We start from the raw sequence: 22,939 nt of genomic DNA, 5'->3' as shown, positions 1-22,939 counted from the left end.
GTAGGCGGTTCAATAGCCGAGCCCGCCGCCGAGCGCCCGCTCGGAAAAGGTGACGGTGACTTCGGCGGCATCCGCGCCGGGTTGCGGAAGCTCGTACTGGAACGTCGTCTTCTCGCCGGGCAGGATGACCTGGTTCTCCGCCTGAAACAGCCATTCCTGCATGATGTCGCCCTGCCTGCCGGTGAGCTTCCCGGAGAGGGTCGGCACGGTCTGCAGCTGCTCGGTGGGATTGCGGATCTCGCCCTTGACCAGCAGCAGTTCGATCGATCCTTCCGCCTTGCGCCAGGCGCCTACATTCTGGATCACCAGGCCTTCGCCGATCACCGGTACACCGAGTCCTACAGACTGGTAGAGCCGGTCGATCGGCGGCCAGGTGCCTACCAGCGCCGCGCGGGCGCCGAACAGCGTTCCGAGCCCGGCCACGAGAACCACCCCGGCGGCGGCCGCGATGAGCCCCTTGCGTTTGCGTTTCGGCTTGCCGGAGAGCGGCATCCGTCCGCGCGGGATCGGCGGCGCGCTGAACGCGCCCTCGCGCTCCTCGCCGTCCTCTTCTTCGAAGGCCGGCGGTGCGTCGGGATCGGCTTCGCCGCTGCCGAAGCGGGCGAAGGGGACGACCTCCTCCTCTTCTTCCTCTTCGGGTGGGGGGGGCTCGATCTCCTTCGCGACCGGCTGCTCAACCTGTTTCGGAGCCGCCTTCTTCTTTTTCGGCGGCTCTTCCGCCTCGAGCATCTGATGCCACTGATGGCCGCATTTGCTGCACCGGAGCTTGCGGCCCTTGGGGCCGATCGCCTTGTCCGGCACGCTGAAGTGCTGGGAACATTCGGGGCAGTTGACTTTCATGGCTTTCCGTTATCCGAGACCGCACGGCAACAGTATAAGACAAAGCCGTTCGCGTCGCCTACCTGCTGCCGCCACGCATCTTTCCATCACGGCAACGATCTGAAATCATGGGGCTGCCAAACCGGATGTGGCGACGGCATCCGGGAATCGGGAGAGGGAGGCGCGCCGCGTCGTGATCCAGTTCGAAAATGTGGAACTCCGCTATCCCGGGAGTCCGGCCATCTTGCGCGACGTGAATTTCGATGTCGAGGAAGGCACCTTCCAGTTCATCACCGGGGCCAGCGGAGCCGGAAAGTCGAGCCTTCTCAAGCTCATGTATCTCGGGCTGAAGCCATCGCGCGGACGTCTCGCCCTGTTTGGGGAAAACGCCGCGACGATCACCCGCGCGGGCATTCCGGCGCTGCGCCGGCGGATCGGCATCGTTTTCCAGGATTTCCGGCTGATCCCGCATCTGAGCGCGCTCGACAATGTCGCCCTGCCGCTCAGGATCTCCGGCGCCCGCGAATCGGCGATTCGCGAGTATGTGCCCGAGCTGCTCGAATGGGTCGGTCTCTCCGGTCATCTCGATGCCTTGCCGCACACGCTCTCCGGCGGCCAGCAGCAGCGCGTCGCGATCGCCCGCGCGGTGATCGGCCGGCCGCAGCTGCTGCTCGCCGACGAGCCGACCGGCAATGTCGATGACGGGGTCGCCGTGCGGTTGCTCTACCTCTTCGAGGAGCTGCACAAGATGGGCACCACGGTGCTGATCGCGACCCACAACCGGGCACTTGTGGAGCGCTTTTCCTATCCCTGCATCAATGTCGAGGACGGTCGCGTCGCGCTGGTCCGGGGGCCCGGCGTCCGGCGTCCGGCGCCGCGCCCGGTCGGAGGGGCCGGAGGCGGGCAGGCGGTGCGGCGGCGGGGAGGCTGAGGCGATGGCGCTGATCACCCGCGGCGACATTCCGCTGAGCCAGGACCCGTCAGCCCGCTATCTGCCGTGGCTGCTCGGCATCATGTGCTATTTCGCCGTGCTGGCCACGGTCGGCGCGGTGACTTCGCACCGGCTCGCCGCGCGCTGGGACTTCGCGCTCGGCAGCGTCGTCACGGTGCAGCTTCCGGCCGCCGAACCCGGTATCGATGACACGCGGGAAATGGAGCAGGCGATCCGCATGATGCGGGCGCTGCCCGGGCTGGTGCGGCTGCAGCGAGTCGATCCGGCCGAAAGCGCCCATCTTCTGGCACCGTGGCTCGGTCCCGACCTGGTCCGCGATCTGCCGCTGCCGCGGCTGTTCGACCTGCATTTCGAGCACCCGCCGACGAGCGCGCTCGCGCCGTTCGAGAACCGCCTCGCCGAGCTCTATCCCGGCGTTTCCGTCGATGCGCACAGCCAATGGATGGGGCATGTCGCGAAGCTGACCCGGGCGGTGGAGGCGATGGGCCTGACGGTGCTGGCGCTGGTCATGGGCGCGTCGGGGATCGCTGTCGTCTTCGCGGTCAGGACTTCGGTTTCGATCCATCGCGAGGTGATCGCCATACTGCATCTGATCGGTGCGCGCGACGGCTATATCGCCTCGGAGTTCCAGGCCCATGTGCTGAAGATGGCGCTGCGCGGCGGCATCGTCGGCGCTCTGCTCGCGCTCGGCACGCTGGCCGCGATGGCGGCGCTGCTCGATCCGGATGCGGTGCGCGGTCCCGGCCTGCTCGATACGGCGATCGGCGGTCTGCCGGGGGACGTTCTGGATTGGGCGCTGATCGCCGCCGCGCCGCTCCTCGTTGCCTTCGTTGCCTGGATCGCTGCCCGGTATTCGGTCATGGCGGCGCTCCGGAGGTTCAACCCGTGACCATGGACCGTAGCCGGGGGTTTCTGACATCAACCCTGCGCGGCTGGCTGTTGCGGGCCGCGATCGGCGCCTTGGCGCTGCTGCTGTTCTGGATCGGCGGTTTTCTCTGGTTCCTCGCGGCAATGCCGGCGGAAGCGCCGGACGCGACCCCCGAAGCGGATGCCATCGTGGTACTGACGGGCGGCAGCAGGCGGGTGCCTGTCGCGGTTTCGCTCCTGCTCGAGGGCCGCGCCCGCGCCCTGCTGGTGACCGGTGTGAACGATATCGTCGGCCCGCCCGCCTTCCGTGCGGCGATGGCGGAAAGCGGACTTACCGTCGATCCGCAGCTCATGGCCTGCTGCATCGCGCTCGGCTACGGCGCGCACGACACGATCGGAAATGCGGCGGAGGCGGCCGCCTGGATGAAGGCGGGGGGCTACGGCTCGATGATCCTCGTCACCTCGACCTATCACATGGCGCGCTCGGCGATGGAGTTCCACGCGGCGATGCCCGGGGTCGAAATCCATGAACATCCGGTCCGCCCGGCCTCGCCCGGTCTTGAAGACTGGTGGACGTCACCCGACTCGCGGCTGCTGATGTTCTCGGAGTTCGTCAAATTCCAGGCCGCGTGGCTCCGGGTGACGATCCGGGCACTGATTCCGGGCTAGAGTCGGTTCGAGTCGCGCGTGGGTGCATCAGGTGATAGACTTCTGGATCGGGCGCATATATGTTGTGCGCCCCTTGTGAGGGTTCACAACATCTAGTGTTTCAAAGAATGAGACGGACACGCCCGGAATGACGTCCATTGCGCCGATTTCCCAGCAGATCTGGGACATGAAATACCGCCTGAAGAAAGCCGACGGCGAGCCTGTCGATCGCACAATCGAGGAGAGCTGGCAGCGTGTCGCGCGGTCCCTCGCCGCGGTCGAGAGCGACCAGGAGGCCTGGGCGGCGAAATTCTATTCCGCGCTGGAGGACTTCCGCTATCTGCCGGCCGGCCGGATCTTCGCCGGTGCCGGCACCGGGCGGCAGGTGACGCTGTTCAACTGTTTCGTCATGGGCACGATCCCGGACGACATGGCGGGGATCTTCGAAGCGCTGAAGGAAGCCGCCCTGACCATGCAGCAGGGCGGCGGCATCGGCTACGACTTCTCGACCATCCGGCCGCGCGGCGCGCGCGTGCACGGCGTCGGCGCGGACGCGTCCGGACCGCTCTCCTTCATGGATGTCTGGGACGCGATGTGCCGCACCATCATGAGCGCGGGCTCGCGTCGCGGGGCGATGATGGCGACCCTGCGCTGCGACCATCCGGACGTCGAGGCCTTCATCGAGGCGAAGCAGGACCCGGCGCGGCTGCGCATGTTCAATCTCTCGGTGCTCGCGACCGACCCCTTCATGCAGGCGGTGAAGGACGACGGGCCATGGGATCTGGTCTTTGACGGCACGGTCTACAAGACGATCCGGGCGCGCGAGCTCTGGGACAAGATCATGGCCGCGACCTACGCCTATGCCGAGCCGGGCGTGATCTTCATCGACCGCATCAACAAGCGGAACAACCTGCACTACTGCGAGACCATCGCCGCCACCAATCCCTGCGGCGAGCAGCCCCTGCCGCCGTATGGCGCCTGCCTGCTCGGCTCGATCAATCTCGCCCGCTTCGTGAAGAACCCGTTCGAGGAGAATGCGGAGCTGGATCTCGACGAGCTCGCCCGGGTGGTGCCGCTTGCGGTCCGCATGATGGACAATGTGGTCGATGCCTCGAAATTTCCGCTGCCGGAGCAGAAACACGAGGCGGAGACCAAGCGCCGCATCGGCCTTGGCGTCACCGGGCTTGCCGACGCGCTGATCTTCTGCGGATTGCGCTATGGCTCGCCGGAAGCGGTGGAAGCGACGGAAAAGTGGATGGCGGCGCTCCGCCGTCATGCCTATCTCGCCTCGGTCGAGCTTGCCAAGGAGAAGGGGCCGTTCCCGCTCTTCGACGCGGACAGGTACCTCGAGAGCGAATCGGTGAAGGAGCTGGATCCCGATGTGCAGGACGCGATCCGCGAGCACGGAATCCGCAATGCCCTGCTGACCTCGATCGCGCCGACCGGCACCATCTCGCTCGTCGCCGACAATGTCTCCTCGGGTCTCGAGCCGGTCTTCAGCTTCGCCTACGACCGTACGGTCCTGATGCCGGACGGCAGCCGGAAGACCGAGGAGGTCTCGGACTATGCCTACCGGCTCTACAGGCACATCAAGGGCGAGGACGCAGAGCTGACCGACGCCTTCGTCAATGCCCAGACGCTGGAGCCGAAGGACCACGTCGCCATGCAGGCGGCGGTGCAGAAATACATCGACAGCTCGATCTCCAAGACCATCAACGTGCCGGTCGATATTTCCTTCGAGGATTTCAAGGACGTCTATCTCTCGGCCTACGAGCAGGGCTGCAAGGGTTGCACGACCTACCGGCCGAACGAGATCACAGGCTCGGTTCTGAGCGTCTCGGACGAGAAGAAGAAGGAAGAGGCGGCGGAGGCCCCGCCGGCGGCCAATACGAACGAGTCCGCGCCCGCCGCCGGCGCCAGGACGGATCCGGCGCTCGACCCGCACGTGGTCTACATGTCGGAGCCGCTCGACCGGCCGGAGGAACTGCCGGGCAAGACCTACAAGATCAAGTGGCCGGAGAGCGACCACGCGATCTACATCACCATCAACGACGTGATCCAGGCCGGCCGCCGCCGTCCGTTCGAGGTCTTCATCAACTCGAAGAACATGGAGCATTACGCCTGGACCGTGGCCCTGACCCGCATGGTCAGCGCGGTGTTCCGGCGCGGCGGCGATGTCTCCTTCGTGGTCGAGGAGCTGAAGGCGGTGTTCGACCCGCGCGGTGGCTGCTGGATGGGCGGGAAATATGTGCCGTCCCTCCTGGCCGCGATCGGCGGGGTGATCGAGCAGCATCTGCACGATATCGGCTTCCTGAAGGATCCGGACACGCTGGAGATGGATTTCGGCGACAGGAAGAAGGCGATCGCGGTCAATGACGGCCCGGCCGCCGGCGGTCCGGTCCCGAACCAGTGCCCGAGCTGCGGTTCGGTCTCGCTGATGAAGCAGGAAGGCTGCGATCTCTGCACGTCCTGCGGCTATTCGAAATGCGGGTGAGGGGTTAAGGCGTCTCTCCTCTCAGCCGTCATCCCGGCCGCTAGCCGGCTGCTAGAGCCGGGACCTTGTCGAATATCGGGCCGAGTCCGTCGAAAGCTCCCGAATCAAGTCCGGGATGACGAATTGAGGGGCTAAATGCGGCCGTCGTAGCTCTGCCGGTCGATCCGGCAGGCGCAGAGGGTGAAGGTCTCGGCCTCGAGGCCCGTGCGCACCGCCGCGGCGAGCGTCTCCCGGTCCTCGCAGACGACCCCATGCCCGCCGAGCGCTTCGGCGATGGCGACGAAATCGGTCTCGTGCATGTCCACCCCGGCATTGCCGTAGGCCATTTCCCGCTGCTTCTTCTCGATCAGCGCCAGCGAGGCATCGACGAAGACGACGACGATCACCGGCAGCTTCAGGTCGCGCAGCGTCACCAGTTCGCCCAGTACCATCTCGAGGCCCCCGTCGCCGGTGAAGGCGACCACGGCACGCTCCGGGGCGGCGAGCTTGGCGCCGGTGGCGAGCGGCAGGGCGCAGCCCATGGTGCAGAGACCGGTCGATTGCAGCACCGCATGCGGCACCTGTGCTTCCCAGACCTGGCTCGCGAGGATGCGGTGGGCGCCGCTGTCGATGGTGAGCACGGCGTCGCGCGGGGTGTTGGCGCGCACCGTGGTGGTGATCGCCGCCGGGCCCCAGGCTTCGTTCTGGCCGTAGGCGCCGGCGAGGGCCGAGCGGGTCTCGGCGATCTGGTTGCCCGGCCAGGTCTCCCGTGGCGCAACGCCGTCGCCGAGCGCCTTCAGGCTCTCGCCGACATGGGCGTGGAAGGTCATGGAGGCATTGTGCATGTAGGAATATTCGGGCGCCGCGAGCAGCTCGATGACCATTTTCTGCTCCGGGTCCCAGAGATTCTGCCAGCCGGGCCGCATCTCGATCGGGTCGTAGCCGGCAAGCAGGATGAAATCGGCCTGCTCGATCACCGGCTTCAGGTGTTTGTCGGCGAGCGGCGAGAGACCTGCGCCGCCGAGGGAAAGCGGATCGTCCTCCGGCAGGACGCCCTTCGCCTTGTAGCTGGCGATCACCGGCGCGCCGAACTTTCGCGCGAAGGCGGCCAGCGTGTCGGCGGCGTCCTGGTTCACCACGTCGAGCCCAGCGACGATCAGCGGGCGCTCGGCCTTGGCCAGCGCGGCGCGGGCGGCCTCCAGTTCCGGTCCCGGCGCGGGGGCGGCGGGCAGCGGGGCCGGGCGGCGCACCGGCCGAGCCTCCGGCACCTCATTCGCGGCGACGGCGATCGGCAGGTCGATATGCACCGGGCCCGGGCGGTCGGCCATGGAAAGACGCACCAGCTTGTCGATCAGCGCGTCGGCATTGCTTTCCGGCATGGTGACGCTGGCCTTGCAGACCGGGCCGAAGACCGCCGTGTGGTCGAAGATCTGGTGGTTGTAGGTCACCGCCTCGCCGGCATCGACGCAGCCGGTGAGCACGATCAGAGGGACCCGGTCCTGCTCGGCATTGGCAGTGACATTGACGGCGTTCGCCGCGCCCGGCCCGACGGTGCAGACCAGCACGCCGGGCGCGCCGGTCATGTGCCAGACGCCCTCGGCCATGAAGCCGGCCGCATTCTCGTGTTTCGCCAGCAGGAAGCGGATCCCGGCCGCTTCCAGTGCGTCCACCAGGGTCAGGACTTCGCCCCCGGGCACGCCGAAGGCATATCGGACCCCCGCCTCGTAAAGGCGGCGGGCAATGACGTCGGCAATACGCATGAAACTGTTCCTGTCTTCCGGTCGGATCCGGCCGCGTGGCCCTATTCGGCGGCGAGTCGGCTGGCGCTGTCCTTTTCGGCGAGCCTGAGATGGCCCTCGCGGGTCTGCGGCAGCTTGCGCTCGAGGATGCGGGAGGCAACCACGGTGCGCAAGATCTGCGCCGTGCCGCCGCCGATCGTGAACATGCGTGCGTCCCGCTGCATCCGTTCCATCGGATAGTTGCGGGAATAGCCGCGCGCGCCGAACACCTGCAGCGCGTCGGTGGTCACCTTGATCGCCATCTCCGATGCCATGATCTTGGCCTGCGCCGCGAGGGTCGCATCGGGGAAATGCGCGCCGTCGCGTTCGGCGCTCGCTGCTGCCCGGTAGATCAGGGAACGGGCGGCCTCGAGCTGCACCGACATGTCGGCCAGCATCCATTGCAGGCCCTGGAATTCTGCGATCGGGCGGCCGAACTGTTCACGGTCCCCGGCGAAGGCGAGGGCATGACGGTAAGCGCCGGCGGCGACCCCCATGGCGACGGTCCCGGCCCCGACGCGCTGGGCGTTATAGGCGTTCATCAGGTCGGCGAAGCCGCGCTTGAAGCCGCTCGGCGGCAGCAACGCCATCGACGCCGGAACCTCCAGGTCCTGGAAGATCACCTCGGTCTCCGGAATGCCGCGCAGGCCCATGGTCGGCTCGCGGGTTCCGATGATGAGGCCTTCGGACTTGTCCTTGTCGGCGAGGAATCCGCCGATCCCGAGTTCGGTGCCGTCCTCGTCGAAGACCCGGGCGAAGATAAGGTGCAGGCGGGAGACGCCGCCGCCGGTGATCCAGTGTTTCTTGCCGTTCAGGATGAAGGTGTCGCCGCGCTTGTCGGCCCGCGTGGTCATCTGCGTCGCGGCGCTGCCGGCATCCGGTTCGGTGATGCAGATGGCGAGTTTGTCGCCCGAGAGCACATGTTCGGCGCCGAGCTTCTTCTGCGCTTCACTGCCGTAGGTCATGATCGCCGAGATCGCGCCCATATTCCCTTCGACCACGATGCGCCCGGTCACGCCGCAGGCTGCCGCCATCTCCTCGATCACCAGAACGGTGTCGAGATAGGAGCGGCCGGGGCCGCCATACGCCGATGGCACGGTCATGCCCATGAAGCCGGCCTCTGTCAGCGCCTTCACATTGTCCCAGGGATATTGCTCGGTGCGGTCGACCTCGGCGGCGCGCGGGGCGATGACCTCCTCGGCGAGCGCGCGGGCACGGGCCTGAAGATCCTTCTGGTCCTGGGTCAGATCGAAAAGCATGGGGCGTTTCCTCGATAACTGGCGTGGGAGTCATACGCTTCTCACGGTCTCGTGAAGTCTGATGGCCGGATTAACTTCAGGCAAGCGCATTATTCTGATAATTAAAATCAGAAAAAATGAAGCTGTGAGCTCATGTCGTTCCGCCGCCTGCAGATCTTTCTCGAAGTCGCCGCCCGCGGCAGTTTCGCCGCCGCTGCGGACCGGCTGGGTCTCGCCCAGTCGGCGGTCAGCATGCAGATCCGAAACTTCGAGGAGGAGCTGGGCGCCGACCTCTTCGACCGCTCCCGCCGCCCGCCGGTGCTCAACGACCGGGGGCTTGCCCTGGTGCCGGAAGCGCGTGAGGTGGTGACCAAGTACGAGGACCTGAAGCGCATAGCGCGCCGCGGCGGAGAGATCGCCGGAACCCTGCGCCTCGGGGTCATCCAGACCGCCAGCACGGGGATCCTTCCATCGGCGCTCGCCCGCCTGCACCGGGATCACCCGGAATTGCGGGTCCGGATCGAGAGCGGGCTCTCGGCCGGCCTGCTCGGGCGGGTCGCGCAGGGGGAACTGGACGCCGCCATCCTCACCGCGCCCGAACGTCTTCCGCCGGAGCTCAGGGGGTACTTGATCTTCGAGGAACCGCTCTGCGCGATTGCCTGTGGAGACTTCCCGGGAACCACCGACGTGGAGTTGCTGACCCGTCATCCCTTTATCCGTTTCAACCGGCGAACAGGCGTCGGACGCATCATCGAGCATGCCTTGCGTGACCGGGCCGTCCAGGTGGACGAGGCAATGGAACTCGATGCGATCGAACCGATCATCGAGATGGTGACGCGCGGGCTCGGCGTGGCCGTCGTGCCCGCCTATGCGCTGGACCGGGTGGTCCGTGAGAAGGTTCGTGTTCTGCCGTTCGGGGATCCGGTTGCCACGCGGCGGGTGATCGTGGTCGAGCGGCACGTCTCGCCCAGGGGCGACCTCACGGAAGTTCTGGTCGCGGCCCTAAGCGGGTTGCAAGACGAAAATGTTATAGTATAACATTGTTTGGCATGTGTATTTTTGCGACTTATTCGCATTTGCATGTGTGATCTCACACGGGCGACCTGCGGGTCTCCTTGCACCTGTTGTCTCGGGGGAATATCCACGTGAACTCAATCTTGAAGCACGGCACGATGCTGTGCGCTGCGGGCGCGCTTTCTGCCGCCCTGGTTCCGTCGGCAAATGCCGCGGAAAAGCTCCATGTCGGCGTCGAGGGCTACATGACCCAGTATTTCGGTTATGCCGACAATGACGATAACGGCGGCACGACCGATACCACCGGATTCGATCAGAAGTCGGACACGGAAATCGGCTTCGCCGGCGATTTGACGCTCGACACCGGCCTGCAGGTCGGTCTCGAAGTGGTGATGAACGGCAATTCGGACAGCGACGAGCAAATCAGCGACAGCTACCTCTGGGGCGAGGCGCAGTTCGGCCGTCTGGAAATCGGCAAGCGGGACAACGCGGCCGCCCAGATGCACTATTCGGCGCCGGATGTCGGCCTCGGCATCAACGATTCCGATATTGACGACTGGATCGACAATCCGACCGGCGGCGATGCCGATTCGGCCTTCAAGTCGACCTACCTCTTCCTCGGCGAGGACAAGGGCACCAAGCTGAGCTACTACACGCCCCGCTTCATGGACCTGCAACTCGGCCTCTCCTATACCCCGGAATTCGAGCGCGACAGCAACGCCCAGCCGGGCGAAGATCTCTATCACGACGGTATCGCGCTCGGCGTGAACTATGTCCGCGCGTTCGGCGAGGAGACCTCCCTCGCGCTGGCCGCCGGGTTCATGACCGCCTCCGCGCCGACCGCCAGCGCCAAGGACGCCGAGGGCTACAGCCTCGGTTTCGAAGTCAGCCATGCCGGCTTCACACTCGGCGGCTCCTACGCGAAGACCGACGGGAATGGGGCGCAGGGAACCGACACCGCGACCTCGCTCGAGGGCGAAGGCTTCGACATCGGCGTGTCCTACGCCTTCGATCCGATGACCGTCAGCCTCTCCTATTACAAGGGCGAGTTCGAGGATCAGGTCGCGGTCGCGGGCGAGAGCGAGAACGACACCGTGATGCTGTCGGCGAACTACGAGATCGGTCCGGGCGTCAGCCTGCTCGGTACCCTCTTCCACAGCACGTTCGAGGACGAGACCGGGAGCGAGAACAAGGGCACCGCCGGGCTCGTCGGCATGACGATCGAATTCTGAGCGGAGCTCCCCGCCTCCGTTGAAGCGATCCGGCCGGGCCTTCGTGCCCGGCCGTCTTGCATTCGGGATTCGGAGACGTGACGGCGGGTCAGCCCACTCTCATTCATCATCCCGGCGAAGGCCGGAGTGAAGACTATAGTCGGAGGCGGCTCAGCCCTGCCGCGTGCCCTCGAAGCAGAAGTTCTCCAGTTCCTCGCCGCGGGCGAAGCGGTCGAGATTGGCGGCGACGAAGGCCCAGCGGCGGTCGCTCATCTCGTTGCTCCAGGCCGAGTTGTGCGGCGACATGATGATGTTGTCGAGCTTCTGGAACGGGAATTTCGAGGGCCAGGGATTCGGGTCTTTCTTGGAGGGATAGACGTACCAGACATCGATGATTCCGCCGCGGACCCGCTTGGTCGAGAGCGCTTCGTAGAGCGCGGCCTCGTCCACGACCGGGCCGCGGCCGACATTGCAGATCACCGCGTCCGGCTTCATCCTGTTGAAGGCCTCGCGGTCGATCATGCTCCGCGTCTCCTCGTTGAGCGGTGCGGTGACGACGACAAAATCGCTTTCCTGCAGCAGAGTGCCGAGTTCGTCCGTGGTGCCGTACCAGTCGACCAGGCCCGGTTCCTCGCGCTTCGTTCTCGAAAGTGCCATTACCGTCATGTCGAACGCCTTGCAGCGCCTCGCGACCTCGCGGCCGATGTGGCCGTAGCCGACGATCCCGACGGTATGGCCGCGCATTTCCCGGTGCATCGGTCCACGCGAGATGTCGCGCCCGTTATAGGACTCGGCCTTCATCATCGGATGGGTCTCGCGCATCAGGCCGGTCTGGAATTCCAGCATGCCGGCGAGCACATGCTCGGCGATCGTGGTCTCGTGCTCGAATGTGTTGCAGAAGACGGTTCCGGCCGGGATCTCGTCCGGCGTGATCCAGTCGTAGCCGGTGAAGGGGATCTGGAACAGTTTCAGCGGAATGCCCTTGGGCAGTTCCGGCACGCCGCCGCCGACAATGACGTCGACATCCATGACCCGCTCGCGAAAGGTGTCCTCGCCGTCGTCCTTGGCCCAGGTGACGATGTCCCAGTCGGTCGTCAGATTCTTCTTCAGCAGATTGTAGCGAGGGCTGTCTTTCGGCTGGGTCAGGAGCAGTTTGAGCGGCTTCGTCACGGATCGTCTCTTTCGGGTTCCGGAAGGCAAGGCCGCCGAGCGCGACCGTGTCCGACATAGCCCGGTCGACGATACCGTACAAGGCTTCCTATGGGCACGACTGGACCGGCTTTGCGGGATCAATCCTGCCCGTTTTGCCTATGTACAACGCAGGCTTGCGGCGCCAAACTCCCGCCTTCGCGTAATTCTGGAAAGACTGACATGGCCGAGCCGGAACCGACCCCATCCACGTGGCAGCAGGGAACGCCGGAGGCCGGTGCGGCCGCCACCGGCAATGCGGACGCGACCCGTGCGGCGCTCGATATTCTCGAAGCGGGCGGCAACGCCATAGATGCGGCGGTCGCGGCAGCCTATGTGATGGGCACCGTGGAGCCGCTCGACAGCGGGATCGGCGCCGGCGGCTTCATGATTCTGCACGACGCGGCGCGCGGCCAGACGGAGAGCATCGATTTCCTCGGGACCTGTCCCGCGGCGGCGAAATACGAGCTTTACGCCTCGATGGATACCGCCATGGAATACGTGATCCGGGTAAAGGGACGCGAGAACGAGCGCGGTCATCGCTCGGTCGCGGTGCCGGGCTCCGTGCGCGGTCTGGGCGCGGCGCAGGCGAAATTCGGCAAACTGGCAATGGGAGATGTCCTGGCGCCCGCGATCGCGCTGGCCGAGGGCGGATTCCGGGTCGGGCACAAGGCGGCGCTCCGCATGGCGCGGACGGAAAAGCTGCTGAACCTGACCGAGGCAACACGCAAGCTTCTATTGAAAGCCGACGGCAGCCTCTACCAGGTCGGCGACGAGATGGCGAACCCGGAATACGGCGCCTCGCTCCGGTTGATTGCGAAGCACGGACCGGACGTCTTCTACGCGGGTGAACTCGGCGATCTTCTGGTCGCGGAAATGGAGGCCAATGGCGGCTTTCTCGCGAGAGCGGACCTTGAGGGCTACGAGGCGATCTGGCGCGATCCCGCCACGGCCAGCTTCAAGGGATACGATGTCGCGACCATGCCGCCGCCATCCTCCGGCAGCCTTGTGTTCGCGGGGCTGGCCGCGCTCGAAGGCGAGACGGTTCGCGACGGAGCGCATTACGGGCTGCTGGCGGACGCCATGCTGGCGATGTTCCGGAAGCGGGCGGCGAGCTTTGGCGATCCGGCCTTCCTGAAGGCGGCGCCCGGCGAGTCAAGCGAGACCACCAGCCTTGCCGTAGTGGACAGGGATGGCAATGCGGCCTGCATCACCTATTCGAACAACAATCATTCCGGCGTTGTCTTGCCGGGCACGGGCATCCTCCTGAACAACCAGATGATGCTGTTCAGTCCCTGGCCCGGCAATCCGAACGCGGTCGCCGCCGGCAAGCGCCCGGTCTCCAGCATGATGCCGAGCCTCCTGTTCCGCGACGGGCGGATCCGCATGGCGATCGGCGCCTCGGGATCGACCCGCATTCCGACATCGATCATGCAGGTTCTGTTCAATCGTCTGGTGCTCGGCGATGCCTTGCCGGACGCGGTGGGCCGGACCCGGGTCCATGCCGAGACCGAGTCCATGCTGGCGGATGCGGAACTGGAAGAGACGGTGCGCCCGCTTGCCGATGCGCGCGGGTTGAGGCTCGCGCTCAGCCCGGGGCGGGACCCGATGCTGGCCTCGGTGCAGGCCGTGGGCGTGAACGAGGACGGAACCATGGCCGCCGTCGGCGACCCGCGTGCGCGCGCCGCCGGGATGGTCCGCTAGGACACCTCAGTTCCCGGAACGGCCGGCGGCGAAATCCGCCTGCATGCGCTCTTCCAGCTTCAGGAGATCTTCCGGCGGCTGCAGGCCTTCGGCCCGCATCGTGTTGAGGATGCGCTGGAGCTGCTCCCAGGCCTCGTGAAGGTCGGTGTTCTCTTCCTCGACCGATTCCAGAAGCAGCTGGGCGCTCATCGTCAGATCGTCCTGTGGCATTTCTTGCTCCCGTTCGCGTTGCCGGCCGCTTGGGCTTCATGTTCAACCGAGTGTACCCTGCCGGCCATGATCGGGAACAGGCGAATGATGATGGGGCGGAAATGACGCAGGACGGCGCCGGGGTGACGCTGGTGCTCGGTGGAGCACGGTCGGGCAAGAGCCGGTATGCCGAAGCGCTCTGCCGTGAAGCGGGGGGCGAGCGGGTCTATGTCGCGACCGCCGAGGTGCGGGATGAGGAAATGCGGGAACGCGTCGCACGGCACAAGGCGGAGCGCGCAGGAGACGGCTGGCGCACGATCGAGGAGGCCATGGATCTCTCGGCCGTGCTGATACGCGAGGCGGCGGCGCACAGGGTGCTGCTGGTCGATTGCCTGACGCTCTGGCTGACCAATCACCTGCTGGCCGGATCGAGTATTGAGAAAGAGATCGACGCCCTCGTTGAGGCGGTGTCGGTGCAGCCGGGAAGGCTGGTGCTGGTCGCGAACGAGGTCGGATTCGGGATCGTTCCGGAAAACAGGCTGGCGCGGCAGTTCCGCGACCATGCGGGGCGGCTGAACCAGCGCATCGCCGCCTCGGCGGACGAGGTCACACTCGTTGTCGCCGGCCTGCCCGTCACGGTAAAGGGGAGATGAGGTCCGCCAGCCTCAGAAGAACGTCCACTCGCCCGAGAGCCCGCGGACGCGGAGCACGGAGACGAGGTAGATGGCTGCCAGGATCGCGATGATCGCCACGGCGACCACATCCAGGGTTCCCTGCGAGACAACTTTGTAGCCGAGCCACATTGCAAGGCACGGCGCCGCGATCCAACTCGTCGTTCTGATCCAGAGCAGGCTCGCCCTGATGGCGTGCCTCCTGCGGGTGAAATATCGCCGTTTCATCGTCAGCCCTTTCAAACGTAAATGAATAGGCGTCCTAACTAATTAAACGAAATGTGTTTACGTATTGTAAATTAAAATCGAAAAGTGCATACTTTGCCTCGGTGAGTCCCTTAGCCGATTCTCCTTGTGAGAACTCACTTTAGAATTCAACGGCCCGGTCGCCCTGATCGGGCCGCTTTTTTGTCGTCAGCAAGTATGCGGAATCGTTGGTCATTTGTCAAGAAGGCCTCATTTTTGCTGTGGATTTATATAAATTGCTATGTAATTGGTGCGCAGAGTCGGGGCGGTGAATGACGCGCCTGCGGTCTCGCGGGGGCAATCGTCGAAGGCAGGAAAATGGCTGAGGCATTCTTCACCGGGGCAAGCGGAATTCTCTGTCTCGCGCTCCTGCTCGATGCGCTCGTCGGCGACCCGCCGCGGATCTGGAATCGGCTGCCGCATCCTGTGGTCCTGTTCGGCCGGGCCATCGGCTGGGGCGAGGAGCGGCTGAACGACGCCGCGCAGTCCGAGGCCGAGCGTCGCCGCCGTGGCGTGTTCCTGGTCGCCCTGCTGCTCTCCGGCGCCGCTTTTGCCGGATGGCTGCTGCACCGGGCTGTCGCGGGTCTGCCCTATGGCTGGCTCCTGGAGGCCGCGATCGCGTCCGTCTTTCTCGCCCAGCGCAGTCTCTACGATCACGTCCGCGCGGTCGCCATCGGGTTCGGCGAGGACGGGCTCGCCGGGGCGCGCAGGGCGGTCTCGATGATCGTCGGGCGCGACCCGGAGCGGCTCGACGAGGCCGGGGTCTGCCGCGCGGCGATCGAGACGGCGGCGGAAAACTTCTCCGACGGCGTGGTGGCGCCGGCCTTCTGGTATCTGCTGGCCGGGCTTCCCGGACTGCTCGCCTACAAGGCCCTGAACACGGCCGACAGCATGATCGGGCACCGGAACGCGCGCTATCGCGATTTCGGCCGGGCGGCGGCGCGGCTCGACGATCTCGCCAACTTCCTCCCGGCCCGTCTCTCGGCCGCCCTGTTTTGGGCGGCGTCCCTCGTGCTTACCGGTGCCGACCCGGCGGAGTCTTACAAGGCGACCCTGAGGGACGCGGGCAAGCATCGATCGCCCAATGCCGGCTGGCCGGAGGCGGCGGTGGCGGGAGCGCTGGGCCTGCGGCTTGCCGGAGCCCGGATCTATGGCGGCGAGACGGTGGAGGATGCCTGGATGGGAGACGGGCGGTCTGAAGCCAACCCGGACGACATTCTCCGCGCGCTCTCGCTCTTCCGCCATGCCTGCCTTGCGCTCCTGCTGGCGGTGGCACTGTCGGCTCTGCTCCTGGTCTGAGGGCCCGGCGGAGGGGCCACATACCTGTTGCCCCGGGGTTCGATTTTTTACCGACCGCACGGGACCGGTTGCTTCTAAGGTCCCGGCGGTCTACATCGCGCCATCGCCGTCCCGGGAAAGCTCCGACATTGCCCAGCGAACCGACAATGAACCGAAGGGTCTGGCGTCTGGCCTGGCCGGTCGTGCTCTCGAACCTGACCATCCCGCTGGTCGGCGCCGTCGACACGGCGGTGGTCGGTCATCTCGACGCCGCCTTCTATATCGGCGGCGTCGCGCTCGGGACCCTGCTGTTCGACTATATCTACTGGGGCTTTGGCTTCCTGCGCATGGGGACGACAGGCTTCGTCGCCCAGGCGAAAGGGGCCGGCGACGGCACGGAGGTGATCGCGGCGCTCGGCCGTGCGCTGATCCTCGGGCTCGTCTTCGGCGCTGGCTGTGTGCTGCTTTCGGCGCCGATTGAGCAGGCCGCCTTCGCCCTGCTGGACGGCAGCACCGAGGTGGAGGAGGCGGCGCGCAGCTATTTCGCCATCCGGGTCTGGGCGGCGCCCGCCGCGCTCTGCAACTTCTCCCTTCTCGGCTGGCTCTTCGGCATGCAGGCGATGCGCGCGGGGCTGGTGCAGCAGCTGTTGATCAATTCCGCCAACGTGGTGCTCAATCTCTACTTCGTGCTCGTCCTGGGCTGGGGCATCGAGGGCGTCGCACTGGCGACGGTGATCGCGCAATATGCTGGCCTTGCCGTCGGTGCGGCGATCGTCTGGCGCATGGCGCCGCGGGACGCGCGCCGCCCGACGCTGCGGGAACTGACGGACGTCCGGCGTCTGAAGGCGATCATGGCGGTGAATCGGGACATCTTCCTGCGCACCCTCGCGGTGCTGACCGCCGGCGCCTTCTTCATGAACGAGAGCGCCAAGCTCGGCGACACGGTGCTGGCGGCGAACGCGGTCTTCGGCGTCTTCAAGAGCTTTGCCGGCTACGGGCTCGACGGCTATGCCCATGCCGCCGAAGCGCTGGTCGGCGAGGCGATCGGTCGCCGCTCGCGCGGCCGACTGCGCGACGCGGTGATCGCCACGACCAGGGGCGCGGCGGTTCTCGCGCTCGCGATCGCGGTGATCTTCTGGTGCGCCGGCGGGCCGCTCGTCGATCTCATCACCAGCATCGATAGCGTGCGCGAGACCGCACGGAGCTATCTGCCCTGGGTCGCAGCCTTCCCCATCCTGGCGGTTTGGTCCTTCCAGCTCGACGGTGTCTTCATCGGTGCGACCCGCGGGCCGGAAATGCGGAACAGCATGATCTTCTGCCTGATTCTCTTCGTCGCCGCCGCAACGCCGCTCGTCGCCGCTTTCGGCAATCACGGACTCTGGGCAGGCTACTGCCTGTTCCTTGCAGTCCGCGCCGTCACGCTCGCCCTCTACTATCCCAGGCTTGAGCGCGGTCTCGGCGCCTGATCAGAACTCGTGCCGGTCGATCACCATCGGCTCGTTCCGGGCGTCCTCGGCCCAGGCCTTCACGGCGGCATTTTCCCAGATCGCCTCGGCATAGGCCGCCGCCTCGTCGGCGAGTTCGACGCCATAGGTGCGGAAGCGCGAGACCACCGGGGCGAACATGGCATCGGCTATGGAGAAGCGGCCGAAGAGATAGGGCCCGTCCGCCGGATCGGTCACGCGGCGGCGGTGATTGCGCCAGATCGCGCTGATCCGGTTGATGTCCTCCTGAACGCCCGGCCCGCGGCCCATGCCGGGAAAGCTGGAGCGCACGTTCATCGGCATGTTCTGCCGCAATGCCGTGAAGCCCGAGTGCATTTCGGCGGAGACCGAGCGGGCGCGGGCACGCGCGACCGGATCGTCCGGCCAGAGACCCGCTTCGGGGTGTTTCTCGTTCAGGTATTCGCCGATCGAGAGGCTGTCCCAGACTGTCAGCTCGCCGTCCTTCAGGACCGGTACCTTGCCGGAGGGCGAATAGCGCAGGATTTCCTGCCGCGTCGTCGAGGTGTCGAGTGCGACCACTGTCTCCTCGAACTCGATGCCGGTCGCCTTCATCATCAGCCACGGCCGCATGGACCAGGACGAATAGTTCTTGTTCCCGATTATAAGGCTGTATGGCGCCATTGTTGATTTTCCCTCTGACCCTGCCGGGGTCATTTGAACCGCCAGCGGCGCGGGGCGCAACCTCTGTCGTCTCCGCCCGGCAGGCGAACCGACGCTGCCGACCGCTCTGCCGCGCTTGAAGCGGGTCCGGAGCGCGCGCTAGAACGGATGGCACCGTCCCTCTCAGGAGCTTCTCCGATGTCCTTCCGATTCGTTGCCAAGGCCACTCCGAAATCCATTCCGCTGACGCCGGTCAGTGCCGCGACCTTGCCCGGCTGGCTGAAAGGCGCGGAAACGCGGGCGGCGCGCTGGGTGCGGGATTCGGGCTTCAAGGCGGATGCAGGGGCAGTCTGCTTCGTGCCGGGCGGCGATGGCGGTTTCGAGCGGGTGCTGTTCGGCGTCGCCGAGAGCGCGGCGCCGGGCGGCGGGCTCTGGGACCTCGCCCCGCTGCCGGCCCTGTTGCCGAAAGGCCGCTACTATCTCGACGCGGCGCTGGCGCCCGAGGCGGCGACAAGGGCCGCGACCGGCTGGGCGTTCGCCCACTACAGCTTCGACAAATTCCGCGAAAAGACCGTCTTCAGGGCCGAGCTGGTCTGGCCGGAGGGCGCCGATCGGGACGAGGTCATACGGCTGGCCGAGGCGACCGCGCTCGCCCGCGACCTGATCAACCGCCCGGCCAACGATCTCGGTCCGGCGGAACTGGCCGCTGCGGCCGAGGACCTGGCAAAGAGCTACAAGGCGAAATTCTCGGTCATCGCGGGAGAGGCGCTGCTGGCCGAGAATTTCCCGATGATCCACGCGGTCGGCCGGGCGGCCGACCGGGCGCCGCGCCTGATCGATCTCCGCTGGGGCAAGAAGAGCCATCCGAAAGTCACCATCGTCGGCAAGGGCGTGATCTTCGACAGCGGCGGGCTCGACCTCAAGCCGGCCTCGGCGATGCTGATGATGAAGAAGGACATGGGCGGCTCGGCGCAGGCGCTGGCGCTGGCCAAGCTGGTGATGGACGCGAAACTGCCGGTGCGCCTGCGCGTGCTCGTGCCGGCGGTGGAGAACGCGGTCTCCGGCAATGCCTTCCGGCCGATGGACATCCTCTCCTCGCGAAAGGGACTTACCGTCGAGGTCGGCAACACCGACGCGGAGGGCCGGCTCGTCCTCGCCGACGCGCTGACCGAGGCGGACAGCGAGACCCCGGACATGATCCTCGACTTCTCGACGCTGACCGGCGCGGCGCGGGTTGCGCTCGGCACCGATCTGCCGGCGCTGTTCAGCAATGACGACGTCCTGGCCGCGGACCTGCTCGAGGCCGGCCTCGCCGAGGACGATCCGCTCTGGCGCCTGCCGCTGCACAAGCCCTACAAGGCGATGCTGAAATCGCCGAACGCGGATCTGTCCAGCACCGGGTCCGGCCCCTATGCCGGGGCCATTACCGCGGCGCTCTTCCTCGAGCATTTCGTTTCGCCCGGGACGCGCTGGGCGCATGTCGACCTGATGGCCTGGAATCTCAAATCGAATCCGGGACGACCGGAAGGCGGCGAGGCCATGGGCATCCGTGCATTTTATAAAATGTTGCGTAAACGTTATAGTTAATGCGGGGCGATAAACGACCTGTCCCGCAGGATCGGTCATTGCGCAGGGCGGCAACGATCTGTATAGTCAAATCGACTTCGAAACAAATACAGCGTTGCCGGAAGCGAAATGGCTGCCGATTCGATCCAAGCTCTCAGCATATGGCGCAAGGCCCTGGTCGAAAGCGTGCGGCGCGATACGCCGGACCTGACCGCGCGCCAGCTCGCCGTGCTGCTGACGGTCTATATCGAAAGCCCGCCGCACACGGTGCGCGGGCTCGCCGCCACGCTGAACGTTTCGAAACCGGCGATCACCCGGGCCCTCGACCGGCTCGGTGAGTACGGCTTCGTGCGCCGCAAACCGGACGAGGCGGACCGTCGCAGCGTGCTGGTTCAGCGTACGGTGAAGGGCTCCGTCTTCCTCACGGAATTCGGAGACCTTGTCGTCGACGCCTCGAAAGGATCCCGTTTCGAGCAGTCCGCCGCAGCCGACTGACCTCCCCGGTTCCCGTCCTCAATACTGCGTCTTTGGATCGACCAGATTGTTCGGCGCCTCGCCGCGAAACACCTTGGTGATCGCGTCGGCCACCTGCTGCGCACCGCTCAGCGGGTTGGTCTGGGCCGAGACGTGCGGCCAGAGATCGACCTTCGGGTGCTCCCAGAACGGGCTGTCCTGCGGCAGCGGTTCTGTGCGGAAGACATCGAGCGCCGCATGGGAGATGTGACCGCTGTCCAGGGCTGCGAGCAGGTCCTCCTCGACGACATGGCCGCCGCGCCCCGAATTGATCACGAAGCTGCCCGCCGGCATCGCCGCCAGGGTCTCGGCATTGATCACGCCTTCGGTTTCCGGCGTCAGAGGCAGCAGGCAGCACAGGATCTCGGTCCGTTTCATGAACGGAATGAGCTGGTCGGCACCGAAATAACTGGTCACCCCGTTGATGATTTTCTCGCTCCGGCTCCAGCCGGCGGTATCGAAGCCGAGGGCGGCGATCTTCGTCGCGGCGTCGGCGCCGAGCGCGCCGAGACCAAGAACGCCGACCTTGCGGCTGGCGGTGTCCGGGGCTGGCAGCGCGGTCCAGGTCCTGGTCTTGCGCAGTTCCTCGTATTCCGGTGCCTGGCGATGGTAGCGCAAGACATGCAGCAGCACCCACTCGCTCATCGCCTGTGCCATCCAGGGGTCGACCAGCCGCATGATCTGCACGCCGTCCGGCAGTTCCGGGTCGGCGAAGATATGGTCAACGCCCTGGCCGAGCGAGCAGACGCATTTCAGGTTGGTGAAATCCTTCAGCGCGCCCGGCGGCATCTTCCAGCCAAGCACGAATTCGATATCCTTCGGGTCGCCGACATCCGGCCAGGCGCGGAAGTCGAGATCGGGAATCAGCTCCTTCAGGGCCTTCTCCCAACCTGAGGCGACGTCGTTCGAGGACCGGAAAAAGACGGCGGGCATGGGATACTCCGGAGATGTGTGGTCGGGGTGGGATCTTGGTCCTAGCATGGCATCGGCCGTCCCGGCCAGCCGCACGCTGAAATATGCCTGTCACGGGTATCGTCCAGCGTACGGCCCTTTGCCCGAAGCGGATCGAGGAGGTCGCAGGGGTATGTTCGTATGGTTCTCGGACAAGGTCGAAAAATATGCGAGCGGGATCGAGGGCACCGGCCTGCGGGCCGTAGACGCGATCCCCGCGGGCGAGCTGCTGGTGATCAAGGGCGGGCATGTCTTCACGCGGGAACGGCGCGACGCGCTGGCGAAGACGCTCGGCCCGTCCGAGATCCAGATCGACGATCGCCTCTTCATCGGCCCGGACCGGCCGGAGGACCGCGATGCGGGGATGATGTATCTGAACCATTCCTGCGATCCGAATGTGGGCATTGTCGGCCAGATCTCGTTCCATGCGATGCGCGACATCGCGGCGGGGGAGGAGCTTGCCTTCGACTACGCAACGGGCGACGACGACGACTGGAGCATGGAGTGCCGGTGCGGAGCGGAAAACTGCCGAGGGATCGTGACCGGAAAGGACTGGAAGCGGCCCGAACTGCAGGCTCGTTACAAAGGCTGGTTCTCCGCCTATCTCGCACGGAAGATCGCGGCACTGAAGGCGGGGTGACCAGGCGGATCGGCGCCGATCAAGCGTCGTCATTCCCGCGAAAGCGGGGATGACAGCTCGGAGTCGCGGAAGCGGAAGTTCAGGCCGTCGAGAGAATCTCGAGCGCGGCGTCGTGTACCCGCCTGTCGCCGGAGGCGAGGATGCGGTTGGTCGAGCCGGGAGACGGGCGCTGGCCGTTCCAGTCGGTGATGATCCCGCCGGCGGCCTCGATCACCGGAACCACGGCGAGAAAGTCGTAATCCTGCAGCCCGGCCTCGACGCAGAGATCGACCTGACCGCTCGCCAGGGTCGCGAAATTATGGCAGTCGCCACCGAACACCTGATAACGGGTGGCCGCGCGCAGCGCCGCATAGGTCTCTTCGACGCCGTCGAACATGCTGGGCGAGGTGGCGGCCAGGATGGCGCCGGAGAGGGATTCGCAGGCGCGCACGGTCACCGGCGACCCGTTCATGCGGGTCATGTAGCCGGCGCCGCCGATCCAGCGCTGGTCGAGCACGGGCATGTCGATCACGCCGAGCGTCGGGGTGCCGTTCTCAACCAGACCGATCAGGGTGCCGAAACGCGGACTGCCGGTGATGAAGGCCTTGGTGCCGTCTATCGGATCCAGCGACCAGACGAACTCCGCATCCGCGCGGACCTTGCCGTATTCCTCGCCGGCGATGCCGTGCTCGGGAAAGCGTTCCTCGATCAGAGCGCGCATCAGCCGCTCGGCCTCCCGGTCGGCGACCGTGACCGGGCTCTCGTCGGCCTTGGCCTCGATGCTGACGCCGAAGTTGTGATAGCGGCGGATTACACCGCGCGCGGCGTCGGCGAGGGTGGCGGCGAAGGCGGCGAGCTCTGTGGTGGAAGGCCGGGACATGGGGGGCAAACTCCGCAAAAGAGAAAGCC

22 protein-coding genes are annotated in these 22,939 nt (G+C 66.0%); 13 read left to right on the top strand and 9 right to left on the bottom strand.

Features of this window, described 5'->3' with window-relative positions:
* Positions 1 to 9: 9 nt before the first annotated feature.
* On the bottom strand, positions 10 to 840 hold the full coding sequence (locus tag ACOOE1_RS13425) for a zinc-ribbon domain-containing protein (protein WP_420402704.1): 831 nt from the start codon (positions 838 to 840) through the stop codon (positions 10 to 12).
* A 172-nt stretch (positions 841 to 1,012) separates the two neighbouring features.
* Between ACOOE1_RS13425 and ftsE the strand changes: the two genes are divergently transcribed.
* The 4 genes from ftsE (at position 1,013) to ACOOE1_RS13405 (ending at position 5,780) form a co-directional block, all read left to right on the top strand.
* Positions 1,013 to 1,750 (top strand): cell division ATP-binding protein FtsE, encoded by a 738-nt coding sequence (gene ftsE / locus ACOOE1_RS13420; protein WP_420402703.1) that lies wholly within the window; start codon positions 1,013 to 1,015, stop codon positions 1,748 to 1,750.
* Positions 1,751 to 1,754: 4 nt separating this feature from the next.
* Positions 1,755 to 2,660: a cell division protein FtsX gene (locus tag ACOOE1_RS13415; protein ID WP_420402702.1), complete on the top strand. Its 906-nt coding sequence runs from the start codon at positions 1,755 to 1,757 to the stop codon at positions 2,658 to 2,660.
* Between the two features lie 2 nt (positions 2,661 to 2,662).
* Positions 2,663 to 3,307, top strand: a complete 645-nt coding sequence (locus ACOOE1_RS13410; RefSeq protein WP_420406434.1) for a YdcF family protein — start codon at positions 2,663 to 2,665, stop codon at positions 3,305 to 3,307.
* A gap of 127 nt (positions 3,308 to 3,434) precedes the next feature.
* Positions 3,435 to 5,780 carry an adenosylcobalamin-dependent ribonucleoside-diphosphate reductase gene (locus ACOOE1_RS13405; RefSeq protein ID WP_420402701.1) on the top strand — a complete coding sequence of 782 codons (2,346 nt, stop codon included), beginning with the start codon at positions 3,435 to 3,437 and terminating at the stop codon, positions 5,778 to 5,780.
* Between the two features lie 131 nt (positions 5,781 to 5,911).
* Here ACOOE1_RS13405 and ACOOE1_RS13400 read toward each other — a convergent pair whose 3' ends face one another.
* Positions 5,912 to 7,519 carry a thiamine pyrophosphate-binding protein gene (locus tag ACOOE1_RS13400; RefSeq protein WP_420402700.1) on the bottom strand — a complete coding sequence of 536 codons (1,608 nt, stop codon included), beginning with the start codon at positions 7,517 to 7,519 and terminating at the stop codon, positions 5,912 to 5,914.
* A 41-nt stretch (positions 7,520 to 7,560) separates the two neighbouring features.
* On the bottom strand, positions 7,561 to 8,796 hold the full coding sequence (gene acdA / locus ACOOE1_RS13395) for a 3-sulfinopropanoyl-CoA desulfinase (RefSeq protein WP_420402699.1): 1,236 nt from the start codon (positions 8,794 to 8,796) through the stop codon (positions 7,561 to 7,563).
* A 132-nt stretch (positions 8,797 to 8,928) separates the two neighbouring features.
* Here acdA and ACOOE1_RS13390 point away from each other — a divergent pair, with 132 nt between their 5' ends.
* Both ACOOE1_RS13390 and ACOOE1_RS13385 read left to right on the top strand, forming a co-directional pair.
* The gene (locus tag ACOOE1_RS13390; protein WP_420402698.1) at positions 8,929 to 9,813 is read left to right on the top strand and encodes a LysR family transcriptional regulator; all 885 of its coding nucleotides are present in this window, start codon (positions 8,929 to 8,931) and stop codon (positions 9,811 to 9,813) included.
* A 107-nt stretch (positions 9,814 to 9,920) separates the two neighbouring features.
* On the top strand, positions 9,921 to 11,021 hold the full coding sequence (locus ACOOE1_RS13385) for a porin (RefSeq protein ID WP_420402697.1): 1,101 nt from the start codon (positions 9,921 to 9,923) through the stop codon (positions 11,019 to 11,021).
* A 150-nt stretch (positions 11,022 to 11,171) separates the two neighbouring features.
* Here the strand turns inward: ACOOE1_RS13385 and ACOOE1_RS13380 are convergent, their stop codons facing one another.
* Complete coding sequence (locus ACOOE1_RS13380; protein ID WP_420402696.1) at positions 11,172 to 12,170, bottom strand: 2-hydroxyacid dehydrogenase; 999 nt, start codon at positions 12,168 to 12,170, stop codon at positions 11,172 to 11,174.
* A gap of 201 nt (positions 12,171 to 12,371) precedes the next feature.
* On the opposite strand from ACOOE1_RS13380, the gene ACOOE1_RS13375 reads away from it, so the two are divergent.
* Entirely contained in the window at positions 12,372 to 13,892 is a 1,521-nt protein-coding gene (locus ACOOE1_RS13375) for a gamma-glutamyltransferase family protein (protein WP_420402695.1), read from the top strand.
* A 6-nt stretch (positions 13,893 to 13,898) separates the two neighbouring features.
* Here the strand turns inward: ACOOE1_RS13375 and ACOOE1_RS13370 are convergent, their stop codons facing one another.
* Complete coding sequence (locus ACOOE1_RS13370; RefSeq protein WP_420402694.1) at positions 13,899 to 14,102, bottom strand: hypothetical protein; 204 nt, start codon at positions 14,100 to 14,102, stop codon at positions 13,899 to 13,901.
* 101 nt (positions 14,103 to 14,203) lie between these two features.
* On the opposite strand from ACOOE1_RS13370, the gene cobU reads away from it, so the two are divergent.
* A complete protein-coding gene (cobU, locus tag ACOOE1_RS13365) occupies positions 14,204 to 14,734 on the top strand; it encodes a bifunctional adenosylcobinamide kinase/adenosylcobinamide-phosphate guanylyltransferase (protein WP_420402693.1) in 531 nt (176 codons plus the stop codon).
* A 12-nt stretch (positions 14,735 to 14,746) separates the two neighbouring features.
* Here the strand turns inward: cobU and ACOOE1_RS13360 are convergent, their stop codons facing one another.
* The gene (locus ACOOE1_RS13360; protein ID WP_420402692.1) at positions 14,747 to 14,980 is read right to left on the bottom strand and encodes a hypothetical protein; all 234 of its coding nucleotides are present in this window, start codon (positions 14,978 to 14,980) and stop codon (positions 14,747 to 14,749) included.
* 336 nt (positions 14,981 to 15,316) lie between these two features.
* Between ACOOE1_RS13360 and cbiB the strand changes: the two genes are divergently transcribed.
* Together cbiB and ACOOE1_RS13350 are read left to right on the top strand one after the other, a co-directional pair.
* A complete protein-coding gene (gene cbiB / locus ACOOE1_RS13355; RefSeq protein WP_420402691.1) occupies positions 15,317 to 16,297 on the top strand; it encodes an adenosylcobinamide-phosphate synthase CbiB in 981 nt (326 codons plus the stop codon).
* 146 nt (positions 16,298 to 16,443) lie between these two features.
* Complete coding sequence (locus ACOOE1_RS13350) at positions 16,444 to 17,742, top strand: MATE family efflux transporter (protein ID WP_420402690.1); 1,299 nt, start codon at positions 16,444 to 16,446, stop codon at positions 17,740 to 17,742.
* Here ACOOE1_RS13350 and ACOOE1_RS13345 read toward each other — a convergent pair whose 3' ends face one another.
* Positions 17,743 to 18,402 (bottom strand): glutathione S-transferase family protein, encoded by a 660-nt coding sequence (locus ACOOE1_RS13345; protein ID WP_420402689.1) that lies wholly within the window; start codon positions 18,400 to 18,402, stop codon positions 17,743 to 17,745.
* A 177-nt stretch (positions 18,403 to 18,579) separates the two neighbouring features.
* Between ACOOE1_RS13345 and ACOOE1_RS13340 the strand changes: the two genes are divergently transcribed.
* Positions 18,580 to 19,968: a leucyl aminopeptidase family protein gene (locus ACOOE1_RS13340; protein WP_420402688.1), complete on the top strand. Its 1,389-nt coding sequence runs from the start codon at positions 18,580 to 18,582 to the stop codon at positions 19,966 to 19,968.
* Between the two features lie 108 nt (positions 19,969 to 20,076).
* On the top strand, positions 20,077 to 20,442 hold the full coding sequence (locus ACOOE1_RS13335) for a MarR family transcriptional regulator (protein WP_420402687.1): 366 nt from the start codon (positions 20,077 to 20,079) through the stop codon (positions 20,440 to 20,442).
* Positions 20,443 to 20,460: 18 nt separating this feature from the next.
* Here the strand turns inward: ACOOE1_RS13335 and ACOOE1_RS13330 are convergent, their stop codons facing one another.
* The gene (locus ACOOE1_RS13330) at positions 20,461 to 21,393 is read right to left on the bottom strand and encodes a 2-hydroxyacid dehydrogenase (RefSeq protein ID WP_420402686.1); all 933 of its coding nucleotides are present in this window, start codon (positions 21,391 to 21,393) and stop codon (positions 20,461 to 20,463) included.
* Between the two features lie 151 nt (positions 21,394 to 21,544).
* On the opposite strand from ACOOE1_RS13330, the gene ACOOE1_RS13325 reads away from it, so the two are divergent.
* Complete coding sequence (locus tag ACOOE1_RS13325) at positions 21,545 to 22,051, top strand: SET domain-containing protein (protein ID WP_420402685.1); 507 nt, start codon at positions 21,545 to 21,547, stop codon at positions 22,049 to 22,051.
* A gap of 79 nt (positions 22,052 to 22,130) precedes the next feature.
* Here ACOOE1_RS13325 and ACOOE1_RS13320 read toward each other — a convergent pair whose 3' ends face one another.
* Positions 22,131 to 22,910 (bottom strand): inositol monophosphatase family protein, encoded by a 780-nt coding sequence (locus tag ACOOE1_RS13320; protein WP_420402684.1) that lies wholly within the window; start codon positions 22,908 to 22,910, stop codon positions 22,131 to 22,133.
* Positions 22,911 to 22,939 lie beyond the last annotated feature (29 nt).

This window comes from Nisaea sp. (assembly GCF_965216895.1).
Classification (GTDB): domain Bacteria; phylum Pseudomonadota; class Alphaproteobacteria; order Thalassobaculales; family Thalassobaculaceae; genus Nisaea.
Note: the sequence above shows the minus strand (reverse complement) of the source record. Positions and strands in the feature narration are given on the sequence as shown.

Coding starts and splice junctions, on each gene's coding strand:
- ACOOE1_RS13405 (WP_420402701.1), top strand. CDS start 3,435: ATGACGTCCATTGCGCCGATTTCCCAGCAGATCTGGGACATGAAATAC.
- ACOOE1_RS13335 (WP_420402687.1), top strand. CDS start 20,077: ATGGCTGCCGATTCGATCCAAGCTCTCAGCATATGGCGCAAGGCCCTG.
- ACOOE1_RS13360 (WP_420402692.1), bottom strand. CDS start 14,980: ATGAAACGGCGATATTTCACCCGCAGGAGGCACGCCATCAGGGCGAGC.
- ACOOE1_RS13350 (WP_420402690.1), top strand. CDS start 16,444: ATGAACCGAAGGGTCTGGCGTCTGGCCTGGCCGGTCGTGCTCTCGAAC.
- ACOOE1_RS13320 (WP_420402684.1), bottom strand. CDS start 22,910: ATGTCCCGGCCTTCCACCACAGAGCTCGCCGCCTTCGCCGCCACCCTC.
- ACOOE1_RS13410 (WP_420406434.1), top strand. CDS start 2,663: ATGGACCGTAGCCGGGGGTTTCTGACATCAACCCTGCGCGGCTGGCTG.
- ACOOE1_RS13340 (WP_420402688.1), top strand. CDS start 18,580: ATGTCCTTCCGATTCGTTGCCAAGGCCACTCCGAAATCCATTCCGCTG.
- ACOOE1_RS13425 (WP_420402704.1), bottom strand. CDS start 840: ATGAAAGTCAACTGCCCCGAATGTTCCCAGCACTTCAGCGTGCCGGAC.
- ACOOE1_RS13345 (WP_420402689.1), bottom strand. CDS start 18,402: ATGGCGCCATACAGCCTTATAATCGGGAACAAGAACTATTCGTCCTGG.
- ACOOE1_RS13375 (WP_420402695.1), top strand. CDS start 12,372: ATGGCCGAGCCGGAACCGACCCCATCCACGTGGCAGCAGGGAACGCCG.
- ACOOE1_RS13390 (WP_420402698.1), top strand. CDS start 8,929: ATGTCGTTCCGCCGCCTGCAGATCTTTCTCGAAGTCGCCGCCCGCGGC.
- ACOOE1_RS13415 (WP_420402702.1), top strand. CDS start 1,755: ATGGCGCTGATCACCCGCGGCGACATTCCGCTGAGCCAGGACCCGTCA.
- cbiB (WP_420402691.1), top strand. CDS start 15,317: ATGGCTGAGGCATTCTTCACCGGGGCAAGCGGAATTCTCTGTCTCGCG.
- cobU (WP_420402693.1), top strand. CDS start 14,204: ATGACGCAGGACGGCGCCGGGGTGACGCTGGTGCTCGGTGGAGCACGG.
- acdA (WP_420402699.1), bottom strand. CDS start 8,796: ATGCTTTTCGATCTGACCCAGGACCAGAAGGATCTTCAGGCCCGTGCC.
- ACOOE1_RS13370 (WP_420402694.1), bottom strand. CDS start 14,102: ATGCCACAGGACGATCTGACGATGAGCGCCCAGCTGCTTCTGGAATCG.
- ACOOE1_RS13400 (WP_420402700.1), bottom strand. CDS start 7,519: ATGCGTATTGCCGACGTCATTGCCCGCCGCCTTTACGAGGCGGGGGTC.
- ACOOE1_RS13325 (WP_420402685.1), top strand. CDS start 21,545: ATGTTCGTATGGTTCTCGGACAAGGTCGAAAAATATGCGAGCGGGATC.
- ACOOE1_RS13330 (WP_420402686.1), bottom strand. CDS start 21,393: ATGCCCGCCGTCTTTTTCCGGTCCTCGAACGACGTCGCCTCAGGTTGG.